This window comes from Pseudomonas sp. 273 (assembly GCF_029201425.1).
In the GTDB taxonomy this organism is placed as follows: Bacteria; Pseudomonadota; Gammaproteobacteria; order Pseudomonadales; family Pseudomonadaceae; genus Pseudomonas; species Pseudomonas delhiensis.
The window spans coordinates 5,347,006-5,365,078 of record NZ_CP116775.1 but is presented as its reverse complement, the minus strand read 5'-3'; the positions used below and the strand labels follow the sequence as shown (position 1 = coordinate 5,365,078).

At 66.5% G+C, this 18,073-nt stretch carries 17 protein-coding genes, 1 tRNA gene and 2 pseudogenes; 12 read left to right on the top strand and 8 right to left on the bottom strand.

The features are described from left to right. Positions 1–66: 66 nt before the first annotated feature. The 3 genes and pseudogenes from PKO50_RS24455 to PKO50_RS24445 all read right to left on the bottom strand — a co-directional run bounded on the left by PKO50_RS24455 (position 67) and on the right by PKO50_RS24445 (position 2,513). Complete coding sequence (locus PKO50_RS24455; protein WP_109936382.1) at positions 67–741, bottom strand: polysaccharide lyase family 7 protein; 675 nt, start codon at positions 739–741, stop codon at positions 67–69. A gap of 158 nt (positions 742–899) precedes the next feature. Next, a complete protein-coding gene (locus tag PKO50_RS24450) occupies positions 900–1,940 on the bottom strand; it encodes an aldo/keto reductase (protein ID WP_109936381.1) in 1,041 nt (346 codons plus the stop codon). 136 nt (positions 1,941–2,076) lie between these two features. Continuing rightward, positions 2,077–2,513: pseudogene (locus tag PKO50_RS24445) on the bottom strand (Lrp/AsnC family transcriptional regulator). A gap of 133 nt (positions 2,514–2,646) precedes the next feature. On the opposite strand from PKO50_RS24445, the gene PKO50_RS24440 reads away from it, so the two are divergent. Then, the gene (locus tag PKO50_RS24440; protein WP_275627474.1) at positions 2,647–3,567 is read left to right on the top strand and encodes a DMT family transporter; all 921 of its coding nucleotides are present in this window, start codon (positions 2,647–2,649) and stop codon (positions 3,565–3,567) included. Positions 3,568–3,627: 60 nt separating this feature from the next. After that, positions 3,628–4,029, top strand: coding sequence for a hypothetical protein (locus PKO50_RS24435; protein ID WP_089394202.1), 402 nt, complete (start codon positions 3,628–3,630; stop codon positions 4,027–4,029). 382 nt (positions 4,030–4,411) lie between these two features. Here PKO50_RS24435 and PKO50_RS24430 read toward each other — a convergent pair whose 3' ends face one another. The 4 genes from PKO50_RS24430 to PKO50_RS24415 form a co-directional block, all read right to left on the bottom strand. Beyond that, positions 4,412–5,221, bottom strand: a complete 810-nt coding sequence (locus PKO50_RS24430; protein WP_109936379.1) for a type 1 glutamine amidotransferase — start codon at positions 5,219–5,221, stop codon at positions 4,412–4,414. Between the two features lie 390 nt (positions 5,222–5,611). Further along, a complete protein-coding gene (locus PKO50_RS24425) occupies positions 5,612–6,826 on the bottom strand; it encodes a GGDEF domain-containing protein (protein WP_275627473.1) in 1,215 nt (404 codons plus the stop codon). A 313-nt stretch (positions 6,827–7,139) separates the two neighbouring features. Further along, positions 7,140–8,240, bottom strand: coding sequence for a polyamine ABC transporter substrate-binding protein (locus tag PKO50_RS24420; protein WP_109936377.1), 1,101 nt, complete (start codon positions 8,238–8,240; stop codon positions 7,140–7,142). Between the two features lie 216 nt (positions 8,241–8,456). Beyond that, positions 8,457–9,020 (bottom strand): hypothetical protein, encoded by a 564-nt coding sequence (locus PKO50_RS24415; RefSeq protein ID WP_275627472.1) that lies wholly within the window; start codon positions 9,018–9,020, stop codon positions 8,457–8,459. A gap of 160 nt (positions 9,021–9,180) precedes the next feature. On the opposite strand from PKO50_RS24415, the gene PKO50_RS24410 reads away from it, so the two are divergent. The 3 genes from PKO50_RS24410 to PKO50_RS24400 all read left to right on the top strand — a co-directional run bounded on the left by PKO50_RS24410 (position 9,181) and on the right by PKO50_RS24400 (position 10,135). Then, positions 9,181–9,254 (top strand) — tRNA-Gly (locus PKO50_RS24410). Between the two features lie 186 nt (positions 9,255–9,440). Continuing rightward, on the top strand, positions 9,441–9,725 hold the full coding sequence (locus tag PKO50_RS24405) for a type II toxin-antitoxin system HigB family toxin (RefSeq protein ID WP_275627471.1): 285 nt from the start codon (positions 9,441–9,443) through the stop codon (positions 9,723–9,725). 8 nt (positions 9,726–9,733) lie between these two features. Beyond that, complete coding sequence (locus PKO50_RS24400; RefSeq protein ID WP_275627470.1) at positions 9,734–10,135, top strand: transcriptional regulator; 402 nt, start codon at positions 9,734–9,736, stop codon at positions 10,133–10,135. A 172-nt stretch (positions 10,136–10,307) separates the two neighbouring features. Here PKO50_RS24400 and PKO50_RS24395 read toward each other — a convergent pair whose 3' ends face one another. Then, positions 10,308–11,066 (bottom strand): LuxR family transcriptional regulator, encoded by a 759-nt coding sequence (locus PKO50_RS24395; RefSeq protein ID WP_275627469.1) that lies wholly within the window; start codon positions 11,064–11,066, stop codon positions 10,308–10,310. 101 nt (positions 11,067–11,167) lie between these two features. On the opposite strand from PKO50_RS24395, the gene PKO50_RS24390 reads away from it, so the two are divergent. The 7 genes and pseudogenes from PKO50_RS24390 to PKO50_RS24360 all read left to right on the top strand — a co-directional run bounded on the left by PKO50_RS24390 (position 11,168) and on the right by PKO50_RS24360 (position 17,910). Further along, complete coding sequence (locus PKO50_RS24390) at positions 11,168–12,127, top strand: carbon-nitrogen hydrolase family protein (RefSeq protein ID WP_346770483.1); 960 nt, start codon at positions 11,168–11,170, stop codon at positions 12,125–12,127. Beyond that, a complete protein-coding gene (locus PKO50_RS24385; RefSeq protein WP_275627468.1) occupies positions 12,073–13,398 on the top strand; it encodes an APC family permease in 1,326 nt (441 codons plus the stop codon). The genes PKO50_RS24390 and PKO50_RS24385 overlap by 55 nt, the downstream gene beginning before the upstream one ends. Positions 13,399–13,567: 169 nt before the next feature. Then, entirely contained in the window at positions 13,568–14,983 is a 1,416-nt protein-coding gene (locus tag PKO50_RS24380; RefSeq protein ID WP_275627467.1) for an amino acid permease, read from the top strand. A gap of 125 nt (positions 14,984–15,108) precedes the next feature. Continuing rightward, positions 15,109–15,645 (top strand): 2,4'-dihydroxyacetophenone dioxygenase family protein, encoded by a 537-nt coding sequence (locus PKO50_RS24375; RefSeq protein ID WP_275627466.1) that lies wholly within the window; start codon positions 15,109–15,111, stop codon positions 15,643–15,645. A 56-nt stretch (positions 15,646–15,701) separates the two neighbouring features. Continuing rightward, positions 15,702–16,607 (top strand): LysR family transcriptional regulator, encoded by a 906-nt coding sequence (locus PKO50_RS24370; protein WP_275627465.1) that lies wholly within the window; start codon positions 15,702–15,704, stop codon positions 16,605–16,607. 62 nt (positions 16,608–16,669) lie between these two features. Further along, a pseudogene (locus tag PKO50_RS24365) lies at positions 16,670–17,296 on the top strand (aminotransferase class III-fold pyridoxal phosphate-dependent enzyme); the annotation flags it as partial. Positions 17,297–17,430: 134 nt separating this feature from the next. Further along, positions 17,431–17,910, top strand: a complete 480-nt coding sequence (locus PKO50_RS24360; RefSeq protein WP_275627464.1) for an aminotransferase class III-fold pyridoxal phosphate-dependent enzyme — start codon at positions 17,431–17,433, stop codon at positions 17,908–17,910. The last annotated feature ends 163 nt before the right edge of the window (positions 17,911–18,073 follow it).

Below are 18,073 nucleotides of genomic sequence, written 5' to 3'. Positions count from 1 at the left end.
TCATGGCGGTTTCCTTGGCTGGGTCCCCGAGCTTGCCGCGTCCGGGCGCGGAAGCAAAGTCGCGCGCTAGCGATGGCTCAGCTGCAAGTCATGGAGGATGCACACCGAGCCGTCGGTGGCGAGGGTGGCGTCGCTGAAGTCGACCTGGTTGTACACGCCGCCGTGGAAATTGAAGAAGTGCCCGGTCCAGTCCGGGTCGAGGGTCATGGGCGCCAGGCTGGAGGTGCGCCCGTTGCAGCTGGCCTGCACGGTGATTTCGGCCGCGGCGGTGGCATGGATGAGGAGGGTGAAGCGCGCACCCAGCGGCACCTGATCTAGCAGCGTGCCGTTCACCGGGTCCGGCTGGTCGAAGTGCTGGCGAAAGCCCAGGGTGAGCTTGCCCTTGCTCCAGAACACCTTGACCACCGGGCTGTCGTCGTTCTGCACGTGCATCTGCGAGATCACCACCTTCTGCGCCGAGTTCACCCGCGTCAGTGTCATCTCCTGGCGGTTGAGGTGCTCGCGGGCGCTTTCCAGCGTCCAGTAGCGGCTTTCCTTCCATTCGCAGCGGGTGCGCCTGGTGCTTTTGCTGGAGGCGCCGAGGGTCGGCGCGGTGAACTGCACGCTGCCATCGGGCTGGCGCGTGACCAGCTCCGGGTACTGCTGCAGCGCCTGGCTGCTGGGAATCTCCAGGGCTACCGGGTTGGTGGCCGAGCGGGGAACGGGCAGGCCGATGGTCAGGTTGTCGATGTTCACGCTCATGTCGTCGGTCCTCTGCTGTGGGAAGGCGCAAGCGAAAAGGCAGGCGCGGGGCCTGCCTGATGGATGCGACTGACGACGGTGGCGAAAGCTCAGGATTTCCGCACGAGCGGTAGGGGGCCGGGCTCCGCTGCATGCGGGAGCCCGGCCCGGGCGTTGGCTCAGCGTCCGGCCAACTGGCCGCGGCGGTACTCGCCCTGGCGCTCGAGCATCCAGCCGGGGTACTCGGCCGGCAGGGCGCTGACCTTGTCGAGGGTGGCCAGTTCCTCGGCGCTCAGCTCGACGCGGGTTGCGGCGATGTTGTCCTCCAGTTGCTCCAGGCGCTTGGCGCCGATGATCACGCTGGTCACCACTTCCTGGTGCAGCAGCCAGGCCAGGGCCACCTGCGCCACCGACACGCCCTTGGCCTCGGCGATGCCGCGCATGGCGTCGATGCAGTCGTAGGCGCGCTCGCGGTTCACCGGCGGGAAGTCGAACTGGGTGCGCCGGCTGCCGGCCTCGGCTTGCTGGTCGCGGCCGTACTTGCCGCTGAGCAGGCCGCCGGCCAGCGGGCTCCAGACCATCAGGCCGACCTTCTCGCTGCGCAGCAGCGGCACCAGTTCGCGCTCCAGGTCGCGCCCGGCGATGCTGTAGTAGGCCTGCAGCGAGTCGAAGCGGGCCAGGCCCAGGCGCTCGGACGTGCCCAGGGCCTTCATGATCTGCCAGGCCGCCCAGTTGGAGACGCCAACGTAGCGCACCAGGCCCTGGCGCACCAGGTCGTCGAGGGCGCGCAGGGTCTCTTCCACCGGGGTGGCCGGGTCGAAGCCGTGCACCTGGTAGAGGTCGATGTGGTCCAGCTGCAGGCGCTCCAGGCTGGCCTGCACGCCGCCGGCGATGTGGTAGCGCGACAGGCCGCGGGAGTTGGCGCCACGGGTGCCGGTCTCGCCGAACACCTTGGTGGCGATCACCACGTCCTCGCGGGGCACGCCGAGGTTCTTCAGGGCCTGGCCGGTGATGACCTCGGAGCGGCCTTCGGAATACACGTCGGCGGTGTCGATGAAGTTGATGCCGGCCGCCAGGGCCGCGCCGACCAGCTGCTCGGCCTCGGCCTGCTGCAGCTTGCCGATCTGGCTCCAGAGCTGGCCTTCGCCGCCGAAGGTCATGGTGCCCAGGCAGAGTTCCGAGACGAACAGACCGGTGTTGCCGAACTTTCTGTAGCGCATGGCGAGCAATCCTCGGAAGGGCAGGGGAAGGTGCCGCTGCCTTGCGCAGCGGCGGACGCCACCAGTATGGGCGCCGTGCCCCGGAAGGACGGCGCTCGATGCTGCCGGATTCTTGCCTATTGCTGCCGCCGTCGCGTCAGGCCATGGGCGGCAGGCGGCGCTTGACCGGGGTCTTCTTGACGATGGCGGTGCTGGTCTCTGCGTAGGCGTTGAGGCGGTCGAGCAGGGTGTCCAGCTGTTCCATGTCGCGCACGCACAGGCGGGCGACGAAGCAGTCGTCGCCGGTGATCTTGTCGCACTCGGTGAACTCGGGGATGGCCTGGATCTGCCGTTCCACCTCGTGCAGCCGGCCGGGCAGGGGGCGCACGCGGACGATGGCCTGCAGCAGGTAGCCGAAGGCCTTCGGCTCCACCTCCAGGGTGTAGCCGCGGATCACCCCGCGTTCCTCCAGCTTGCGCAGGCGTTCGCCGACGCTGGGGCGGACAGGCCGCTGACCTGGGCCAGGGCCTTGAGCGACAGGCGCGAGTCTTCCATCAGGGCGGCGATCAGCAGTTGGTCGATTTCGTCGGTCATGGTCGGCTCGTTAGGTGATTGCGGGTGGATGCCTTGATAGTAAAGGCGGTATTCCGATTGTGCCTTCCGTTTGCGATGGAAGGGCGGGGTGATGCCTTGTCATGCTGTAGGCACACCTTGCAGGAGGAACCCCATGGACAAGTCCATTCAACGCGGCACCCTGGAGATGACCGCGGCCATGCTGATCTGCGGCACCATCGGCTGGCTGGTGCTGGTGTCCGGCCAGCCGGTGCTGGACGTGGTGTTCTGGCGCTGCGTGTTCGGCGCCGCCACCCTGCTGCTGGCCTGCGCCCTGCTCGGCCTGCTGCGCCCGGGCGTGCTGAGCCTTTCCGCCTTCGGCCTGGCGCTGCTCAGCGGGGTGGCCATCGTCGGCAACTGGGTGCTGCTGTTCGCCTCCTACTCGCGGGCGTCCATCGCCATCGGCACCGCGGTGTACAACACCCAGCCCTTCATGCTAGTGCTGCTGGCCGCGGCGTTCCTCGGCGAGAAGCTCAGCGCGCGCAAGCTCGGCTGGCTGGCGCTGAGCTTCGCCGGCATGCTGGCCATCGTCGGCGCCCACGGCAGCGGCGGGCCGGGCAGCGACTACCTGGCGGGCATCGCCCTGGCCCTGGGCGCGGCGCTGCTGTATGCCTTCGCCGCGCTGATCGTCAAGCGCCTGCAGGCGGTGCCGCCGCACCTGATCGCGCTGGTGCAGGTGTGCAGCGGCGTACTGCTGCTGGCGCCCCTGGCCAACCTTTCGGCGCTGCCGCAACAGCCGTCGGCCTGGGCCTGCCTGGCCACCCTTGGCATTCTCCACACCGGGCTGATGTACGTGCTGCTCTACGGCGCCATCCAGAAGCTGCCGACGGCGCTGACCGGCGCGCTGTCGTTCATCTACCCGGTGGCGGCGATCCTGGTGGACTGGGTGGTGTTCGGCCACCGCCTGGGCCTGGCGCAGTGGCTGGGCGTGGCGGCCATCCTCCTGGCCGCGGCGGGCATGCAGCGGAACTGGGGGCTGCCGCGGCGGCTGGCCGCGCGCTTCGCGTTGCATGGGACGGATTACGGAAAACACTGAGGCATGGGAATTTTTCCCCTGGTGGCGACTCCAACTCGCACCAAGTCTCGCCATGGGTGAATGATGAACTACAAGCTGTTGCCAATGATCGGTGTCGCCGTGCTGCTCGGCGCCTGCGGTAGCAAGGAAGCGGAGGTGTGCGCCAGCAAGGACATGCGCGACCAGTTGGTGAAGGTCTTCACCGATGGCCCGCTGGCCGGCCGCGGCGACCTGCTCAAGGACGTGGAGCTGCGCGACGCGGCCATTCTCGAGAAGGACCCGGACAGCGGCGTGCTCGAATGCGTGGCCACCTTCCGCGTGCCGGTGGGCCAGCAGGTGGTGCAGGGGCCGCTGGAATACCGCATCGCCCCGGCGGCCAAGTCCGACCATGACTACCTGCTGCTGTTCACCAAGAGCGAGCGGGCATTGGCGTTGGCCGAGCGGATCCAGCGGGTATTCCCGGCGGCGGGGACGTCGCAGTGATGATGGGGGTGTAGGAGCGAGCTTGCTCGCGAACGGTGGTTCCCGGTGGGTTCAAGAGCGCCCTCTCCCCAACCCTCTCCCGCAAGCGGGAGAGGGGGCTGTCCTGAGCGGCTGCAAGTCAGGCGCCGTTCTCGCACCCGGTCATTCTGCCCGGATGCCTCCGTGGGACATCGGTGTTCCGGCCAGCGGCGGATAACCGCGAACGGTTATGCGCCCTACGGCACGAATCGTTCCAGGGGGCACGGTCGTAGGAGCGGACTCCGTCCGCGATTGGACCCGCAGGCCCCGCCAGCCCCAGTAGTGGCACGAGCGCCCACAAACGAAAAAGCCGCTCCTCCGTTAGGGAGGAGCGGCTTTTTCATCACCGCCTGGCGCTACCCGCTCAGGCAGCGTTGCCGTAGCGGGCCTGCTTCTTCTTGACCTGCTGGCGGCACGCGTCGCCGAAGGCCTGGAAGAGCTTCACCGAATCGGGGTTCTTCAGCGCCTGCCATTCCGGGTGCCACTGCACCGCGAAGAGGAAGGGCGAGAGGGTCGGTGCGTGGATCGCCTCGACCAGGCCGTCCTCGGCGTGGGCGATGGCCTCCAGGCCCTTGCCGAGGGTCTTCAGGCCCTGGCCGTGCAGCGAGTTGACCTGGATCGAATCGGCCTGCAGCAGCTTGTGCAGCCAGGTGTTCCGCGCCACGCGCACGCTATGCGCCGGGGCGTACTGCACCTCGACCGGGTCTTCGGGGTTTTCCCGATGGTCGTTGAAGCCGGGCTCGGCGTAGACCTTCTGGTACATGTCGCCGCCCAGCGCGACGTTGATTTCCTGCATGCCGCGGCAGATGCCGAAGATCGGCAGGCCACGGGCGATGGCGGCCTTGACCAGGGGCAGGTCGAAAAGGTCGCGCTGCTTGTCCTGGCCCTTGCCGGGGGTCTCGTTTTCCTGGCCGTAGAGGGCCGGGTCGATGTTGCTGCCGGCACCGGTGAGGTAGACGCCGTCGGCCATGTCGAGGTACTGCTCGAGATCGTCGGTGCCGCAGCAGGTCGGCACCAGGACCGGCACGCAACCGGCGATATCGGTGATCGGGGTGATGTACTTGTGGGTCATCACCTGATAGTCGTGGCCCTTGCGTTCCTGGGCGCCCATGGACATCAGGACGACGGGCTTGCGGAGTTTCTGATTGTTATTGCCAATGTTGCTGTTGGACATATGTCACCTTGGGACAGGCTCGGCCTGTCGTTTATGTGCAGGCGCGGCCGGGAGGGGCGCTACCTGGGGCTCCGAGCACTGCCGCGGCGGGGCTGGAGGCGCCCGCAAACGGTCGAAGCCTGCCCACCAGCCTGCCAGAGCCGTAAAATATGTCAAACAATTTCGCTTTCGATCGTCAAAAATAATGGCCGAAACGCATGGCGGTTTCGTTTTTAACTATATGTTTTTAAAGTGTTTTTAAGTTAATTCGATAAATATCGGTCCAATATTTTTTACGCAACCGGCGCTTTCGTGAAAATTATACTGAACATTTTCACGGAGGCTCGCCACGCGCACGCCAGCCGCACCCTTGAGCGGGCGCTGCGTCTGCAGCCTTGTGCGCTGGGGGCGTCAGTTGGGCAGGCAGGGTTGGCCCGGCGGCAGCGGCGCCTTGGCCGGGTCGCCGCTGAAGGCTTCCACCCGGTTGCGCCCGCCATGCTTGGCGGCGTACAGGGCCACGTCGGCGTTGCCCACCAGGGCTTCCTGGCTGGCCACCGGGCCCTGGGCGGTGGAGGCCACGCCGATGCTCACGGTCAGGTGGCCGCGGGCGGCCCAGGCGTGGGGCAGTTGCAGGGCCTCGACGGCGGCGCGGATGCGCTCGCCGATGGCGCAGGCGGTGGCCAGGTCGGCGCCGGGCATGACCACGGTGAACTCCTCGCCGCCGAAGCGGGCGACGAAGTCGCAGTGCTCGCGCACGTTATTGCGAATGGCCTCGGCCACGCGGCGGATGCCGACGTCGCCGGCGAGGTGGCCGTAGCCGTCGTTGTAGAGCTTGAAGTGGTCGATATCCAGCATCAGCACGCTCAGCGGCTCGGCGTGCCGGGCGCAGCGGTGCCATTCGCGCTTGAGCGTCTCGTCCAGGTGGCGCTTGTTGGCGATGCGGGTGAGGTCGTCGGTGCGGCTGAGCACCGCCAGCTCCTGGTTGGCCAGCGCGTACTTGTGCGCCAGCACCTGGTGTTCCCAGGCCAGCTTGAGCGCCTCGTTGAAGCGGATCTGCAGGCGCCGGCCCATCTCCGCAATGAAGGGGCAGACCACCCAGGCGGAGACCGCCAGGAAGGTTGCCTGGGGTTCGGGGTCGCGGAAATAGGCGATGCCCAGGAAGAAGAACATGGGCACGTGGAAGGCCAGGTGCGCCGGCCAGTAGGACACGTTGCTCATGGCCACCATCACCGAGGCCAGGGCGATGCAGCCGTAGATCACGTCCTCGTAGGGCGTGCCGTAGCTCATCAGCCAGATGGCGCCGATGCCCCAGGCCAGCCCCACCGCGCCGCACTGCAGCATGGTCAGGCGCGCCCAGGTATGCGGCGCCAGGCGCTGCGGGTCGCGCCGCCAGGCGTACACCAGGCCCAGGCGTACGCTCATCAGCAACACCAGCACGGCGAGCCACAGGCAGCGCCCGAGCAAGGGCGCGCTGGCATGGTAGACGCCGAACACCATGGTGCCGGAGAACACGTTGCCCACCGCGGTGGACGGGCTGGTGGAGAACAGCGTGGCGACGCGCTCGGCGAGGTAGTCCTCGGCGGGGCGCTCGGGCAGCGCTGGGGTGGTGTCGGCGTAGGCGCTCATGCCTGGGCTCCTGGGGGCGCCCCGGGACGGTACGGCAGGGGTGGGCACGCGCCGGCCCGACGCGCTGGCGCCTCGGTCCATGGCGGTGCGGTTGCCCGGCCCGACCGATGGCTTCCGTTGCGCAGTGAAATGCAGTGATGTCTTATAGCCATCATGCCTGGAGTGCGGATCGAATTCGAGCCCGCGGACGACGGAAGGCAGCGCCGCCCGGCGGGAAGCGGAAAGCGGCACGCCCCCTCTCGCTGGGCGAAAAGGGGGCGTGCCTGGCTGTTGCGCACCATATGGGTGCGTCAGGTGTCCCGCAAGGCGCGGCTTACTTGCCGGTCTTGATGGTGGTCCAGTTGCGGGTCATCAGGCGCTGGGTGTTGGCCGGCAGGTCCGGGAAGGCGTACAGCTTCTTCATCACCTCTTCCTTCGGATAGATGCCCGGGTCGTTGCGGATTTCCTCGTTCACCAGCGGGGTGGCCGCGGCGTTGCCGTTGGGGAAGGAGGTGACGTTGCTGATCTCGGCGATGACCTGCGGCTCGAGCAGGAAGTTGAGCCACTGCAGCGCGCCTTCGGGGTTCTCGGCATCCTTCGGAATGCCCACGGTGTCGAAGAAGGCGCCGGCGCCTTCCTTCGGAATGTTGTAGAGCACGTGGACGTTGTTCTTCGCTTCGGCGGCGCGGGCCTTGGCCTGGTAGACGTCGCCGGAGTAGCCGACGGCCACGCAGATGTTGCCGTTGGCCAGGTCGGAGATGTACTTGGAGGAATGGAAGTAGGTGATGTACGGGCGGATCTTCTGGTACAGCGCGGTGGCCGCCTTGATTTCCTTCGGATCGTTGCTGTCAGGCTTGTAGCCCAGGTAGTGCAGGGCCGCCGGCAGCATCTCGGTGGGCGAGTCGAGGAAGCTCACGCCGCACTGCTTCAGCTTCTGGATGTTCTCGGGCTTGAACACCAGGTCCCAGGAGTCCACCGGGGCGTTGTCGCCCAGCACGGCCTTGACCTTGTCGGGGTTGTAGCCCAGGCCGATGGTGCCCCACATGTAGGGGATGGCGAACTTGTTGCCCGGGTCGCTGATCTCGAGGGTCTTCATCAGGTCCGGGTTGAGGTTCTTCCAGTTCGGCAGCTTGGACTTGTCCAGCGGCTGGTAGACGCCGGCCTTGATCTGCTTGGCGAGGAAGTTGTTCGACGGCACCACCACGTCATAGCCCGACTTGCCGGCCAGCAGCTTGGCCTCGAGCACTTCGTTGCTGTCGTAGACGTCGTAGACGACCTTGATGCCGGTGGCCTTGGTGAACTTGTCGACCGTGTCAGGGGCGATGTAGTCGGACCAGTTGTAAACGTGCAGCACTTTGTTGTCCGCCTGCGCCATACCAGCCACAGCGCCCGCCAGAGTCACGGCGAGCAGGGTTTTGCCGAAGGTCTTGAACATGCAGGTTGCTCCGATTTTCTTCTATCCGTGCGGTAAGTTGGGTCTTCCGCATGGATCGACAGCAAGAACCATTCCCGATAATGGCTCCCGGCCATTGCCCGGCCGCCGGCCCGCGGCGGCTCTAGCCTGGAGGTCAGGGGCGGAAACAGGGCTGGCGGGCGCGGCGACGGAATTCCGGCACCGCCTGTTACAAGGCGTACCGTCGTGCCAGGTGGCTCAATTGAGCCGGTAACGCGCGAGGTCCTGCGCGGAAAGCACGCGCATGCGCCCTGGCTCGATGGCCGCCATGTCGTCCAGCAGGGCGGTGGGCACATCCATCTCGCGCAGGTAGGCGGCCGGGCTGTAGCGGCTGGCGCCGTCGGCCAGCCAGGAATCGCCGCCGGGGAAATAGGGGCGGTGCAGCCCGACATAGCCGCGCACCCGGCGCGTATGCCCGGCGGCCAGCAGGTAGACGCAGGTGCCCTGGCACACGCTGTTGCGCGGCACCCAGGTGTCGAACCCGGCTTCGCGCAGCAGCCGGCCCATCTTGATGGCCTCGCCCAGGCTGCCGCCGATGGAGTCGAGCAGGGCGATCTTGCGGGCGAACTTGCCGGGGTTGTGCTTCAGCCCCTGCAGCAGGCGCTCGTAATCCCCCGGCGCGATGTCCTCGGTGATGCGCACCGCCAGGGTGAGCCCCAGCGACTTGTTCTGCACCGGCGCAACCTCGACCCGCGCGAACGCCGCCGTGGAACACAGCAAGGAAAGGCCGAGCACGGCCGCACGCACCAGGGTATTGCCCATGAACCTGCCTCACCCCCAACCCGGGGAAATCGATGGGAGCGGAAGATACCGCCGATGCTGGCATTTGGCACCACCCGCCGCTTCCGAATCGGCGAATGCCCCCAACTGAAGCACCAAGGCTTCACTCCGCCCGCGCCTTCTGGTAAAAAGGCACCCCCAAGCGGGCGTCGTATAATGGCATTACCTGAGCTTCCCAAGCTCATGACGAGGGTTCGATTCCCTTCGCCCGCTCCAGAATCCTTGCAAAGCCCCCGGCAGCGTCAGTTGCCGGGGGCTTTGCTTTTGGGGCTGGAAAGTTCCGAAGGAAGACTGAGGGCAGAAACTACGGGCTGATCCTCACCGCCTGACTATCGCAGTTTGCTATGCCATCGGTATTGCCATACCATGCCGGACATAGCATTTTGCGATGAAGCGTCAGGCATGCACGTCATCACCCAAAAGCGCATCTGGGACGCCCGGCAGAAGTGGCCCCACGCCGCTACTGCCCTGGAAGCCTGGTACCGGCTGATGCGCCGTGTGGAGCCGGGGGATTTCGCCGCCATGAAGCAGGCTTTTCCCAGTGTCGACAAGGTCGCGGACAAGCATGTGTTCGACATCGGCGGCAACAAGCTACGCCTGATCGCCGTGGTGGATTATCAGTTCAAGAAGGTCTTCATCCGCGCCGTGCTCGATCACAAAGAGTACGACCGCGATCAGTGGAAGTGAGGTGGACAATGAGTGCGATCCTGAAGCAGGCGATGGAGCACTGGCGCTATGTCGCCCCGCTGCTGTCGCCGCCGCAGAGCGAAGCCGACTACGACGCCCTGGTCGCCACCCTGGATGAACTGCTCGATGAAATCGGCGGGGTTGAAGGCCACCCGCTGGCGGGCCTGGCGGCGCGCATGGGCGATCTGGTCAGCCAATACGACCTCGAGCGCTACCCCATCCCCGATGCGCCAGGGCACGAAGTGCTGCGTTTCCTGATGCAGGAGCATGGCCTCCACCAGGACGATCTGCCCGAAGTAGGGCCGCAGTCGGTGGTCTCGGCAATCCTGGCCGGCAAGCGCCAGCTCAACGTGCGCCACATCCGCGCCCTGGCTGCCCGCTTCAACGTGCCGGTGGACGTGTTCTTCTGAGTTGGGGGCACTGCGGGCCGGACCAGTGGACGGCACATGGCGATCCATCTGGCGCACCATGCCTGCAAGTTTGACTACTCGCTCTGGGCGCCAGCCTGGTGGGATGCCTTCCTTCTTCCTTCCCGCTGGATGCATAGGTCGCAGAAGTTACCCGGGCCTTCGGTATTGCAGGTCATTGTTGGCCTTGCAGGAAGTAAGCAAACAATTCCGACTGGGTGTTGATGTTGAGCTTCCCATAGATATGGCGTTTATGGGTTTTCACGGTATCCAGGGAGATGCTCAGTCGTTTGGCGATCTCTTTGCTGGAATGGCCACCGAGCATTAGCTGGCAGACATCGAATTCTCTGCCCGTGAGCAGCCCGCGTAGCGTTTCCAGGGTTTCCTGGTGGCCGCTGCCGGTGGTTGCAGGCTCTTCGAAATGCATGCGCTGGCGCATCAGCGCAAGCACCCAGGGTTGCATCAGGCTGAGCTGTGCAATGTCCGTTTCACTGAAGAGATGACGTGCGCCGAATGACAGGCAGAGCATGCGTTGTCCATCGATCCGGCAGTTGTACTGGATCTCGTCCGCGACAATGTTCAGCCTGAAATAGCGCTGGTAGTAATCGGTCTGCTCGAAGCAGTCCGGCGCCACGTCCCGAAGGCGGAACAGCCCGGTTTGTGGCGATTCGCAGTTGACCCGGTAGAACGGGTCGATCAGGTAGATGCCGCTGAGGTAGTCGCGAAACAGGGGATCCGGTCCGCCGTCGAGAGCGGGCGATTCGGCCAGTAGGTATGGGCGTTTCTCGACGAAGGCCAGGGCTACCCAGTTGTCGAAGGCGACCAGTTCCTCCAGGCGCCTGACGAGCAGGTGCCAGAAGTCCTCCTTGTCGATGGCGTCGATAAGCAGGCCGAAGGCTCTATACCAGGCAATCTCTTGCAGCGTAGGGGACATCCGGGGTTAACCACCCCGTGTAATTTTCACCCGCCCCCGCCCCGCCATAATGCGTCTGGTTGACCGGTGCAGGACCGTGCGCTGGCGTCAGGAGAAAAACAATGAAGGTCGAACTTGCCCAGCTCGAAGGGCGCGATGGCGATACCGCTTATAACCTCGAACGTACCGTCCAGGCCATCGAAACGGCCGCCGACGATAGTCAGCTGCTGGTCTTCCCGGAAACCTACCTTACCGGCTTCCCCACGATTGACAACGTGGCTCGAATCGCCGAGCCGCTGGAGGGCGAGGTCATCGCCGCGGTCCATCGGGCCGCCCGGCGGCGAGGGATATCGGTGGCCGTGGGCGTGGCGGAGGAGGATCAGGGGCGCTATTTCAACACCACCGTCCTGATCACTCCGCAAGAGGGGGTCGCCCTGCGTTACCGCAAGACGCACCTGTGGTCGGGTGAGCGGGAGGTGTTCGAAGCCGGCGACCGTCTGGTGACGGGGCTGTGGAATGGCATCCGCGTAGGCTTGCTGATCTGCTACGACATCGAGTTTCCCGAAACGGCGCGTGCGCTTGGCCAGTTGGGCGCCGAACTGCTGATCGTAACCAACGGCAACTTCGACCCGTTCGGGAGTACGCATCGCACCTGCATCATGGCTCGCGCTCTGGAAAACCAGGCTTTCGCCGTCATGGTCAACCGGGTCGGCGTCGGTGACGACGGCCTGGTGTTCGCCGGGGGCAGCGCGGTCGTCGACCCCTTCGGCGACATGCAGTTGGAGGCGGGCCGCAAGGAGGCTCGCTTGCGCACCCGGCTTGACCTGGACCACCTGCGCCGCGTTCGCGAACCCTATATCTACGACCGCCACCAGCGCCTGCGCCTGGGGGCCAGGTCATCGAAAACGGAACCCGCCGGGAACTGCTCATCCCCTAGGGCTACCCCAACCCCGGCTTCATCTTCCTTGCTGCTGCCAAACACCCAGCCGCCCAGAGCGGTTTCCAACAATCATTATTCGGAGTGGTCATGGCTCAACTCAAACGCACCCTATCCCTGGGCACCCTGGTGCTCTTCGGGGTAGGCCTTATGACGCCCATCATCGTCCTCGGCACCTTCGGCATTCTGGCGCAATCAAGCGGCGGCCATGTTCCCATGGCTTACCTGGTTGCACTGGTGGCCATGCTGCTCACCGCCTTGAGCTATGCGCACATGGCGCGTGCCTATCCGGTTTCCGGCTCGTCCTACAGCTATGTCCGCAAGGCTATCGATCCACGGCTGGGGTTCATGACCGGCTGGGCGATCCTGCTCGACTACCTGTTCCTGCCCATGGCGATCTGGCTTATCGGCACCGCGTACCTGCACTCCGCGATGCCGGTGGTGCCGCAATTCGTCTGGCTGCTGGCGTTCATCGGGCTCACCACGCTGATCAACGTGATAGGCCTCAAGCTGGCCACGGCGGTGAACATCGTCCTGTTGTTGCTGCAGACACTGGTGCTGGGCGTCTTCGTGATGCTGTGCGTGCATTACCTGCTGGGCGACCCGGGCCGGCCGCTGTTCAGCCTGCAACCATTCATCGGCGGGGAAGTGCAATGGCCGATGATCATGAGCGGGGCGGCCATCGCCTGTTATTCGTACCTGGGGTTCGATGCCGTGAGCACCATGTCCGAAGAAACGCGCGATCCCCGTCGAACGCTGCCCCGGGCCATCCTGCTGGTCACTTTGATCGGGGGGGTGATATTCGTCGGCACTTCGTACGTCGTCCAACTGGCCCACCCCTCTTTCGCCTTCGCCGATGCCGATTCGGCGTCCTACGAAATCGCCCGCAACATAGGCGGAGACCTGTTCGTTTCGATCTTCCTCATCGGCCTGGTGGTTGGCCAGTTCACCTCCGGCATCGCTGCGCAGGCCAGTGCTTCCCGCCTGCTGTACGTCCTGGGACGCGACTCCGTGCTGCCGCGTGCTTTCTTCGGCTACCTGTCGCCGCGTTTCGGCACCCCCGTGCTATGCATTCTGCTTTGCAGCGCTGTGGCTCTGCTGGCGCTGGGGATGGATGTCACCACCTCGACCTCCTTCATCAACTTCGGCGCCTTCCTGACCTTCGTGCTGGTGAACCTGTCAGTGGTATTCCACTACTGGAGAACCGAGGGCCGGAGAGGTGCCCAAGCCACGCTGCTCTACCTGCTGTTGCCCGTGGCAGGCGTGGTGGCAGACCTCTGGCTGATGCTCAGCCTGGACCGCAAGGCCGTCATGCTGGGGCTGACCTGGCTGTGCCTTGGGGCAACCTACCTGGTCTACCTGACGGGTGGCTTGCGGCGCCAACCCCCGGAGCTGCGCCTGGAGGAGAGCGTCTAGGCCAAGGGGCAAGGTGCTATGTGCACAGCTACTGTGAACAGCGTTCACAGTAGCTGTGCCGGCAATGGGGATTATCACCCCCCCATAAGCTTCCTACCCTGCGCAGGCCATGGCCCCCACGGCCCTGGACAATCACATAAGAACAATCCTGCGTGCCGAGGTGCTGTCGATGAACGCGACGCCTGAGAACCCACCCAAGAACCGCCTGGGCCACGGCCTGAAGAGCCGCCAGGTGACCATGATTTCCATCGGCGGCGTGATCGGCGCCGGGCTTTTCGTCGGTTCCTCCAATGCCATCGCCACCGCCGGGCCGGCGGTGTTGCTGGCCTATCTGCTGGCTGCGGTCATCGTCGTGCTGGTGATGCAGATGCTCGGCGAGATGGCCACCGCGCGGCCGGACACCGGTTCCTTCTCGTCCTATGCCGACCAGGCCATGGGGCGCTGGGCCGGGTTTTCCATCGGCTGGTTGTACTGGTGGTTCTACGTGCTGGTGATCAGCATCGAGGCCATCGTCGCCGGCAACATCCTGGCACCCTGGCTGGGCGTCGCGCCCTGGGTGGCGGCGCTGGGCATCACCCTGGCGCTGACCTTGTGCAACTGCCTGAGCGTGGGCAACTTCGGCGAGCTGGAGTACTGGCTGGCGTTGTTCAAGGTAGTTTCCATCGTCGGCTTCATCGTCCTCGGCGTGCTGGCGATCCTCGGCTTGCTGCCGGGCTCTTCCACCTCCGGCGTCCGGCACCTGTATGCCGACGGCGGCTTCATGCCCAAGGGGCCGGTGTCGGTGGTGGCCGCCATGCTCACGGCGATGTTCAGCTTCCAGGGCAGCGAGATCGTGACCATCGCCGCCGCCGAGACCAAGGAGCCGCGCGCCAACATCCGCAAGGCGATCCGCGCCGTGGTCTGGCGCCTGGGGCTGTTCTACCTCGGCTCGATGCTGGTGGTGGTGTGCCTGGTGCCGTGGAACGCGCCGGGGCTGGCGCAGGGTTCGTACCAGTCGGTGCTGGCGGCGATGAACATCCCCTATGCGCCGCAGATCATGAGCGTGGTGGTGCTGGTGGCGGTGAGCAGTTGCCTGAACTCGGCGATCTACACCGCCTCGCGCATGGCCTATTCGCTGGCCTACCGGGGCGACGCGCCGCGCGCCTGGGGCCGCACCAGCCACCGCGGCGTGCCGCTGGCCGCGGTGCTGAGCACAGCCGGCGTGGCCCTGCTGGCGCTGGGCGCGAACTACCTGCTGCCCAAGGAGGTGTTCGACTTCCTGCTCGCCTCCAGCGGCGCCATCGCCCTGCTGATGTACCTGGTGATCGCCGTCACCCAGCTGTGCATGCGCCGCAAGCTGCGCGCCAGCGGCGAGCCCCTGGCGGTGGAGATGTGGGCCTTCCCCTGGCTGACCCTGGCGACCATCGCGCTGATCGTCGGCATCCTGGCGATCATGTCGGTGTTCCCCGGCCACCGTGGCGAGCTGCTCACCACCCTGGGCCTGAGCGCCTTGCTGGCGGGCATCGGCCTGTACCTGCAGAAGCGCCAGCCGCAGCTCTCCGCGCAGCGCGCGCGGGGCGGCTTCGGCGAGCTGGCGGCGCTGTGACGCCGCTTCACAGCGCCTGTGCCGGCGGCCCGGTTTTTCCGCCGCCGGCGCACACCTAACCTGCTCGTGGCGGGGCTCGCCGAGCCCGCCGCGGACTTCCCCAACTGCCTGATAGAGAGTGACCGATGAGCATCGCGATGAAGCCGGACGAACTGGCGATTCCTTACCAACTGCCGCAAGTGCCCTTCATGGCGCCGGACATGGTCCTGCCCGGCGTGCTGGACCAGTGGCTGGAAGACGACCAGCTGTGGGTCCCGGTGACCGCCAGCGTGTCCTTCAAGCCGTTGCTGCTGAGCGTGAGCGGCGGCTACTACATCAACCTGCTGCGCGTGCGCCAGAGCGGCGTGCTGTCGCGCCATCGCCACACCGGCGGCGTGCACGCGCTGGTGCTCAAGGGCCGCTGGTGGTACCTGGAGCACGACTGGGTCGCCGAGCGGGGCTCCTTCGCCTTCGAGCCGCCGGGCGAGACCCACACCCTGTTCGTGCCCGAGGACGTCGAGGAAATGATCACCTGGTTCCACGTCCAGGGCGGCTACACCTACGTCGACCCGCAGGGCGTGGCGGTGGGCTACGAGGATGTCTTCACCAAGCTGGAGGCGGCGCGCCGGCACTACGCGTCCATCGGCCTGGGCGAGGACTACGTCGAGCGCTTCATCCGCTGACGCAGGCCGGCGCGGCGGGCGCTATGCTCGCCGCCACGGCGCATCGAGGACCGGACATGGACAACTATTCGCAACTGCTGGCCTTCATCTGGGCGGTCGAGCACGGCAACTTCTCCGCCGCGGCGCGCGCCCACGAGATGACCCCTTCGGCCATCAGCAAGCTGATCAGCCGCCTGGAGGACCGCCTGCGGGTGCGCCTGTTCCAGCGCGGCACGCGGAGCCTGGCGCTGACCGAGGAAGGCGCCGCCTACCTGCGCAGCGCCCGCGCCGTGGTGGAGGCGATGGCCGAGGCGGATTCGCTGGCCGAGGCGCTGCCGACGCGGGTCAGCGGCACCCTGCGGATCCACACCATGACCACTTTCGCCAAGCACCAGATAGCGCCCTGGTTGCCGGAATTCCTCGACCGCTACCCGGCGCTGCAGGTGGAGATCCAGGTCGGCGCGCAGTATGTCGACCAGTTCGAGCAGGGCCTGGACCTGGCCATCCACAGCGGCGTATTGCCGGACTCCAGCCGGGTGACCCGGCGCCTGGGCGAGACCCAGTGGATCACCTGCGCCGCCCCGGCCTACCTGGCGCGCTGCGGCACGCCCCGCCACCCACGGGAGTTGCTGCAGCACCGCTGTTTCCAGTTCAGCTTCGACAGCCCGTGGAACCGCTGGAGCTTCCGTGCCGGCGAAGAGCGCCTGAGCGTTCCGGTGGCCCCGGCGGCGACCTTCGCCCAGGGCGACCTGCTGCGCGACATGGCCCTGGCCGGCGCCGGCATCGTGCGCCTGGCCGACTTCCACATCGGCGCCGACATCCGCGCCGGCCGCCTGGTGCAGGTGCTGGAGGAATACCCCAGCGACCTGCGCGAGCCGGTGTACCTGATCTATGCCAACCGCAAGCACCTGAGCCCGAGGATCAAGGTCTTCCGCGACTTCCTCGAACAGCGCCTGCGCGAGGCTCCCTGGAGCCTGTCCTAGGGCAGGCCCTTCCGACCCAATCACGAGGCGCCCGCACGGCGGGCACGCTGCAGGAGTAGACCATGGCCCATCTGGTGGGTGACGTATCCAGCGCCGCGCGCATTCTTCCCGACCTGGACGGCGAGAAGCTGTTCATCCGGCGGGGTAGGGGAGCCTACCTCTGGGACGACCGGGGGCGGCGCTACATCGATACCGCGCTGGGCTTCGGCGCGGTGCTGCTCGGCCATTCCGAGCCGGAGGTGATCGAGGCGGTGGGCGCAGCCCTGCAGGACGCCGCCGCGCCGTCCTGGGCCCACGTGCGCGAGCACGCCGCCGCCGACTGCCTGGCGCGCCATGGCGGCGGGCTCGACAAGGTGATCTTCACCAACTCCGGCAGCGAGGCGGTGCACCTGGCCTGCCGCGCCGCGCGCGCCCATACTGGCCGGCCACGCATCGCCAAGATGGCCGCCGGCTTCGACGGCTGGTTCGACGAGGTCACCCTGGGCAACGTCGGCTCCGTCGAGGCCACCTTCGCCCCCGGCCAGCGCCCGGCGAGCGAGCGCATGACGCTGCTGCGCTACAACGACTTCGACGACGTCGAGCGGCTGTTCGCCGAGCACCGGGACATCGCCGCCGTGCTGCTCGAACCCATGCTGGCCAACGCCGGCTGCATCATGGCCGCGCCCGGCTACCTGGCGCACGTGCAGCGCGTGGCCCATGCCCACGGCGCGCTGGTGATCAGCGACGAGGTGCTGATGGGCTTTCGCCGCCACCCCGGGCTGAGCAGCCTGTACGAGGGCTGGACCCGGACCTGGCCAGCGTCGGCAAGGCCATCGGCAACGGCGTGCCGGTCTCGGCCGTGCTGGGCAAGGCGCACATCCTGGCCGGCTTCGAGGAAGGCCGGGTGCTGCGTGGTGGCACCTTCAGCGGCAACCCCATGGCCTGCGCGGCGGTGCAGGCGACCCTGGAGCAGTTGGCCAGTGCCGACTACCCCGCCCTGACGGCACGCGGGGATGCCCTGCGCACCTGGCTGGTGGAACTGTTCGAGCGCCACGGCCTGCCCCTGGCCACCAGCGGCTATGGCAACGTCTTCGGCCTCTGGCCGGCCGAGCAGGCGCCGAGGGACTTCGACGAAGCCGCGCGCGTCGCCAACCCCGCCTTCAGCAAGGCCCTGCACCTGGAACTGCGCCGCGCGGGCCTGCTGCTGATGCCGTCACCGTACGGCCGGCTGTACCTGTCCTTCGCCCACACCGATGCGGTGGTCGAGGAGATGAAGGTGGCGTTCGAGCAGGCGGTAGGGCGTTTGGCCGAGATGCTCTTGTAGGAGCGAGCTTGCTCGCGAACAAGCGCGGTGCCATGCGGTTCGCGAGCAAGCTCGCTCCTACGAAAAGCCGTGCTCGCCTGGAACGTAGGACCTTGTCCGCGATAGCCGGCCGTCCCCGGCGCGATTCGCGGATAAGATCCGCTCCTACGCTGCCCCACCTGCG